General features: G+C 73.3%; 5 protein-coding genes and 1 pseudogene. 5 read left to right on the top strand and 1 reads right to left on the bottom strand.

Annotation, left to right across the window (positions count from 1 at the left end; all coding sequences use genetic code 11):
• The 5 genes and pseudogenes from KBX39_RS20825 to KBX39_RS20805 all read left to right on the top strand — a co-directional run.
• On the top strand, window positions 1–2,116 hold a 2,116-nt coding region (locus KBX39_RS20825), incomplete at its 5' end, for a bifunctional diguanylate cyclase/phosphodiesterase (RefSeq protein ID WP_210872066.1).
• A 40-nt stretch (window positions 2,117–2,156) separates the two neighbouring features.
• Window positions 2,157–3,500 (top strand): glycosyltransferase 87 family protein, encoded by a 1,344-nt coding sequence (locus KBX39_RS20820; protein ID WP_210872063.1) that lies wholly within the window; start codon window positions 2,157–2,159, stop codon window positions 3,498–3,500.
• Entirely contained in the window at window positions 3,497–4,129 is a 633-nt protein-coding gene (locus tag KBX39_RS20815; protein ID WP_069089303.1) for a phosphoribosyltransferase, read from the top strand. The genes KBX39_RS20820 and KBX39_RS20815 overlap by 4 nt, the downstream gene beginning before the upstream one ends.
• 23 nt (window positions 4,130–4,152) lie before the next feature.
• Window positions 4,153–4,305: pseudogene (locus KBX39_RS20810) on the top strand (zf-TFIIB domain-containing protein); the annotation flags it as partial.
• Between the two features lie 121 nt (window positions 4,306–4,426).
• Window positions 4,427–5,011, top strand: a complete 585-nt coding sequence (locus tag KBX39_RS20805; protein WP_210872061.1) for a hypothetical protein — start codon at window positions 4,427–4,429, stop codon at window positions 5,009–5,011.
• A gap of 109 nt (window positions 5,012–5,120) precedes the next feature.
• On the opposite strand, the gene KBX39_RS20800 is transcribed toward KBX39_RS20805, so the two are convergent.
• Entirely contained in the window at window positions 5,121–5,720 is a 600-nt protein-coding gene (locus KBX39_RS20800; protein ID WP_043322870.1) for a TetR/AcrR family transcriptional regulator, read from the bottom strand.
• Between the last annotated feature and the right edge of the window lie 130 nt (window positions 5,721–5,850).

The raw sequence follows: 5,850 nt of genomic DNA, 5'->3' as shown, positions 1-5,850 counted from the left end.
CGCGTGGGCGCCCCGCGAGCCGCTCCAGATCGTCCTGCTGCTCGGAGTCGTCTACCTCGTCGCGGCCGTGCTCGACGACCTACTCGCGATTCCGGTCATCGCGCTCGCGTCCGGCACGCCCATCGTGCGGCAGTTCCGCACCGACCTCGACCTGCGGGTGGCCGGCTTCGCGGTCCGCTTCCTGGTGGCCGCCTGCACCGTACTCATCCTGCGGGCCGATCCCCGGCTGCTGCTCGCCGTGCCGGCACTGGTGCTCAGCCTCCACCTGGCCTATTCCACGCGGATCCGCACCCGCACCGAGCAGCAGGCGTGGCAACGACTCGCCCGCGCCACCGACGCGCTCAACGTGGTCGACCTCGACCAGGTGCTGACCACCGCAGTCACCGAAGCCAGCGAACTCTTCTCCGCCGACGAGATCGAGATCGAACTGCGCGACGGCGGACGCACCGTCCGCGGCAACGCCGCAGGCATCGCGTACGACGGAACGTCGCCCCAGCCCAGCGACATCGACGGCCGGGTCATGCCGGTCGCGCTGGAAGGCCACAACCGCACCGACGACCTCGGCGTGCTGCGGCTACGGTTCGCCGGTCCGGTCGAACTCTCCGAGCGCGAGCAGTACACCCTGCGTACCTTCGCCTCCGCCCTGTGCACCGCGGTCCGCAACGCCCAGGCGTACGCCGAACTCGCCCGCATCGCCGAGGACCACGCCTACGCCGCCACCCACGACGCCCTCACCGACCTGTCCAACCGGCGCCACCTGCTGGACGAGGGCAGCGCCCAGCTCACCACCCGGCACGCCGACGGCGTCACCGCGCTGGTGCTGATCGACCTCAACCACTTCAAGGAAGTGAACGACACCCTCGGCCACGGCGCCGGTGACCAGGTGCTGATCCAGGTCGCCGAGCGGCTGCGCGACGCCGCCCGCCCCGACGACCTGGTCGCCCGGCTCGGCGGGGACGAGTTCGCCGTGCTGCTGCGCGGCCTGCCCGCCCCGGCCGTCGCCTCCCACCGCGCCGAGGCCCTGCTCAACGCCCTGCACGACCCGCTCGACGTGGACGGCATGCGGATCAGCGTGGAAGCCAGCGGCGGCATCGCCGTCGCCCCCGCCACCGGCGGGATGCCCGAGCTGCTTCGCCGCGCCGACGTGGCCATGTACCAGGCCAAACGCGCCGGCCAACGACTCGCCACCTACGCCCCCGCCCGCGACACCGCAGACCTCAGCCGGCTCACCCTCGGCGGGGAACTGCCCCGCGCCGTCGCCGACCACGAGTTCACAGTCAACTTCCAGCCCATCGTCGACCTCGCCGGCGGCGAGGTGATCGGCGCGGAGGCCCTCGCCCGCTGGCACCACCCCACCCACGGGCTCATCGACCCACTGCGCTTCCTCGAAGCGGTGGAACGCTCCGGCCTGCTGCCCGCGTTCGCCGAGGCGATCCTCGACCAGGCGCTCATCGCCGCCGGCTCCTGGCGCGACGCCGGCTTCGACCTGCCCGTCTCGGTCAACGTGTCACCCCGCAGCCTGCTCGACGCCCGCTTCCCCGGCGCGGTCCTGGCCCGGCTGCGCGCCCACGACCTCCCGCCGGACCGGCTCGTGCTGGAACTCACCGAGACGCTCACGCTCAGCCAGCTCGACGTCGTCGACCGCGTCCTCAGCCGCCTGCGCGACTCCGGCGTCCGCCTGGCGCTCGATGACTTCGGCACCGGCTATTCGTCGCTCTCCCTGCTCTCCCGCATCCCCGTACACGAACTGAAGATCGACCGCAGCTTCGTCACCGCCATGGAGACCGCGCCCGAGGCCGCCGCCGTCATCCGCTCCACCCTCGACCTCGGCCGCAGCCTCAACCTCACAGTCGTCGCCGAGGGCGTGGAGAGCGAACCCCAGCGCCGCGCCCTCTGGGAACTCGGCTGCGCCGCCGGCCAGGGCCACCTGTTCGCCCGGCCACTGCCCGCCGCCGCGCTGCTCGCCAGCCTCCAGCGCGGCCACGGCGGCCGCACCGGCGCGCTCGCCCCGGCACTGCACGACGCGGGCGCCGTGATCCGCCTCCCCGGACGCCGCGCCGGCGGCGCCCGCACCCGCCCCAACCCGTCCGCCGCCGGCGACTCCCGGCAACCCTGACCCCGCCGGGCCACCGCGCCGGTCTGCCAGACTGGCCCGCGTGACCGCCCACGCCGACCCCGCAACCACCGTCTCCCGCCGCTGGTCGGCACTCGACGCCGCAGCCGGTGGTCTCGCCCTCGACCTGGGCCTCTACGCCGCCGCCACCGTCTTCGCCGCGGTCACCGCCGCCACCTCCACACTGCCGCCGCACCGCGCCTGGGGCGCCGTCGCCACCATCGGGTACGCGCTCGCCACCCTCGCCGCGACCACGCAACTGCTCGCCCGCCGCCGCGCCCCCGGCACACCCCTGGCCGCGCTGCCCGCACGCTGGACGGTCACCGGAATCACCTGGGCCACCACCGCGCTGCTGCCGATCGTCACGCAGAGCCTCGAACGGGCCGGCGGGCGTACCGACCGCGCCCAGGAGGAGGTGATCGTGGTCGAACACGCCGGCGCCCGCCTCGCCGAGCACGGCACCCCCTACCTCGGTCCCGACGCCATCGCCGCGCTGCCCCCCGGCGAACAACTCCTCGGCTACACCCCCTACCAGCCCGGCATGGCCCTGTTCGGGCTGCCCCGCGCCGCGGTGGACGCCTGGTGGACCGACGCCCGCGTCTGGTTCGCCGTCGTCACCGCGCTCACAGTGATCGCCCTCGTCGCCACACTGCGCGCGAGCGGCGGCCCGGCCGCGCCCCGCCGCGACGCCGCCGTACTGCGCGCCGTCCAAGCCGCCACCGTCCTGCCCGTCTGCGCGCTCACCCTCGCCACCGGCGGCGACGACCTGCCCGTACTCGCGCTCTGCCTGCTCGCCCTCGCACTCGCCGCCACCGGCCGACCCGGCCGCGCCGGTCTCGCCGTCGGCGCCGCCGGCGCGCTGAAACTCTTCGCCTGGCCGATCGCCCTCGTGCTGCTCTTCTGGGCCGCCACCCGCCGGGCCACCCTGCGCACCGCCCTCGGCGCCCTCGGCCTACCAGTCCTCGCACTGATCCCGGTGCTGCTCGTCGACCGCGAAGCCCTCGTCGAGAACGTGCTGCGCTTCCCCCTCGGCCACGGCCTGGTCACCAGCCCCGCCCAGTCACCCTTCCCCGGCCACCTGATCGCCGAGACGCTCCCGGCCGGCCGGGCGGTCGCCGCCGCGCTGCTCGTCGCCGCCGGAGGAGCCATCGCCGTCCGGCTGCTGCGCCGCCCGCCGCGCACCGCCGCCGCCACCACGATCATCTGCGGGTACGGGCTGCTCGCCGCGATCCTGCTCATGCCCTCCACCCGCTTCGGCTACCTGCTCTACCCGATCGCGCTGCTCGTGCTCGCCCCGGCGCTGGCGCTCACCCGACCAGGCGACCCGACGGCATTCCCGGCAACCGCCCCGCGCGATCCGGCCGGAAGGCGTACACCTGAGGGATGACCACCTACCGCGACCGGGCCGAGGCGGGACGGCAACTCGCCGAACGTCTGACCGACCTCGCCGGCCGACCCGACGTCATAGTGCTCGGCCTGGTCCGCGGCGGCGTACCCGTCGCCCGGGTGATCGCCGACCGGCTCGGCGCCCCCCTCGACGTGCTGGTCGTCCGCAAGCTCGGCGTGCCCTGGGCGCCCGAGGTCGCGTACGGCGCGCTCGGCCCCGGCGGCGTGCAGATCCTCAACGAGATGGTCGCCGGCCGGATCAGCGAGAACGACCGCGCCCAGGTCCGCCGCCGCGAACAGGCCGAACTGGAACGCCGCGAACAGCGCTACCGCGGCGGCCGCCCGCCACTGGACCTGACCGGACGCACCGCCGTCGTCGTGGACGACGGACTCGCCACCGGCGCCACCGCACGCGCCGCCGTCCAGGTCGCCCGCCACCTCGGCGCCGCCCGCGTCCTCGTCGCCGTCCCGGTCGGCTCCGAGCAGGCGTACGAGATGCTCGCGCCCGAAGCCGACACGGTCGTGAGCTGCCAACTCCCGCCCGACTTCGCCGCCGTCGGCGCGTACTACGAGGACTTCCACGAGGTCACCGACGACGAGGTCACGCAGGCGCTGACCGCCGCTGCGTGAAAACACCCGGTACCGTCGTTGTCATGCAGATGACCTGTCCCAAGTGCCGCGGAGAGATGCGCCAGTACGAGCGCAGCGGAGTAGTCATCGACCAGTGCGGCGAATGCCGGGGCATCTTCCTCGACCGCGGCGAGCTGGAAAAGCTGTTCGATGCCGAGGCCAACTGGAACCAGCAGCACGGCGGCGCCCGGCAGCCCGCGCCGTCCGGCGCCGGCTACCCGCCGCCGCCCCCCCCCCCCCCCCCGCCGGCAGGGCCCTGCGCCAGCATCAGGAACCGCGACGAGGTGAGGAACGACAATGATTTCCCGGGTAGGCGTCGGCGGCTGGTACCGAAGCGTCTTCATGTGGATCGAGGTGTGCCTGCTTGCCGCGTCGCTCGGTGTGGCCGCCCTGGTCACCTCGACCACCCCGAGGACGGACCCGGCAGTTCTCCGCCAGGAGATCCTGACCCGGATGCGTACGACCCTCGAGCAGGCGGACCCGAAAGATCATCAGCACGCCGGGCACACCGCCCCACAGGCGCCGGCCGGAGAGCAGGCGCCGCCGGCGATCGTCTGCGGAGTCCATGTCTACGGTTACGAGCCCACCGAGGCCGCCACACTGGCCGACGTCGAGACGGTCTACGGCTTCCACCTCTGCGGCGTCGCCGAACAGAAGCGCCACTGGGACGGGGCGGTCAAGCTCGTCGGCCCGGTGATCATGGACATGACCACCCAACCTCCCGGCATTCAGGTGGTCGAGGCGACCGCCGACGTCAGGTTCGTCGACCGGCTACGGGAGATGTTCCCCGACAAGTACGAGGAACTGGCGCTCAGGGAGGCGTTGCCCGCATCGGAGATGGCCGACCTGCGACGCCGGTACGACGCCGCCGCCGGCCTCTGACCACGCCGGACGGCCGACACCCGCCGGCGGGCAAGCGGCCTGGCCGGCAGCAGATCGTCACCGGCGGGGATGCTCTCCTTCCGCCGTCTGTGGCAGCTGTTGCGCCGGTTCACGCCCGCGGCGGGTCCAAAAAGCGTTGTGCCAGATCGGCGAGGGTGTCGGCGGTGGTGTCGACGGGCGCGGTCGGCAGCACGATGTGGCTGACGACCAGTCGCGCGAGGGATTCGGCGCCGACGGTGACGTCATCGGCCGGCACCCGGGGCAGGTGCGTGCCCGCCCACTCGCTCAGCACCGTGACGGCGGCGGCCAGGGCCAGGTCGGCGCGGGTGGTCAGGTAGGGGAGCAGGGCGTCGGTGCCTCGGGCGCTGTTGAGGACGGTTTTGACCAGCGGGTCGGTGCCGGCCTGCGTCAACACGAACGTGACAGCGGCATGGACGGCGGCCCGCACGTCGCCGCCGTGTGCGGACAACGCCTCCCGTACGCCGTCCGTGAACCGGTCGATCTCGCGGTGTGCGATGGCTTCGCCGAGTCCGGCCTTGTTGGTGAACTCGTTGTAGAGCGTCTGCCTGCTCACGCCCACGCGGGCCGCCACGTCGGCCATTCGTACCGCGTCCCAGCCGCGGTCGATCGCCAGGTCGCGGCCGGCCTTGAGGACCGCGTCGCGCAGGTGGCGGCGCGCGGTGTGGCGATAAGGCGGAGGGTCGACCATGGTGCGCCGAGTCTATCGACTGGACACATACGCCTTGCATGCCCACCAAATTTACGCGGGGCCATATATTGTCAAGCATTGGTATCCGTCTGACAGTCTACGCAGCGCTCGACACTCCGGAGGCGCCACA

The sequence above is a fragment of the Micromonospora sp. D75 genome (assembly GCF_018070405.1).
GTDB classification, from domain to species: Bacteria; Actinomycetota; Actinomycetes; order Mycobacteriales; family Micromonosporaceae; genus Micromonospora; species Micromonospora chalcea.
The sequence above is the reverse complement of the archived record's forward strand: the minus strand, read 5'-3'. Positions and strand labels throughout refer to the sequence as shown.

Excerpts from the sequence above, each read along its gene's own strand:
- KBX39_RS20815 (WP_069089303.1), top strand. The coding sequence starts at position 3,497 with ATGACCACCTACCGCGACCGGGCCGAGGCGGGACGGCAACTCGCCGAA.
- KBX39_RS20805 (WP_210872061.1), top strand. The coding sequence starts at position 4,427 with ATGATTTCCCGGGTAGGCGTCGGCGGCTGGTACCGAAGCGTCTTCATG.
- KBX39_RS20800 (WP_043322870.1), bottom strand. The coding sequence starts at position 5,720 with ATGGTCGACCCTCCGCCTTATCGCCACACCGCGCGCCGCCACCTGCGC.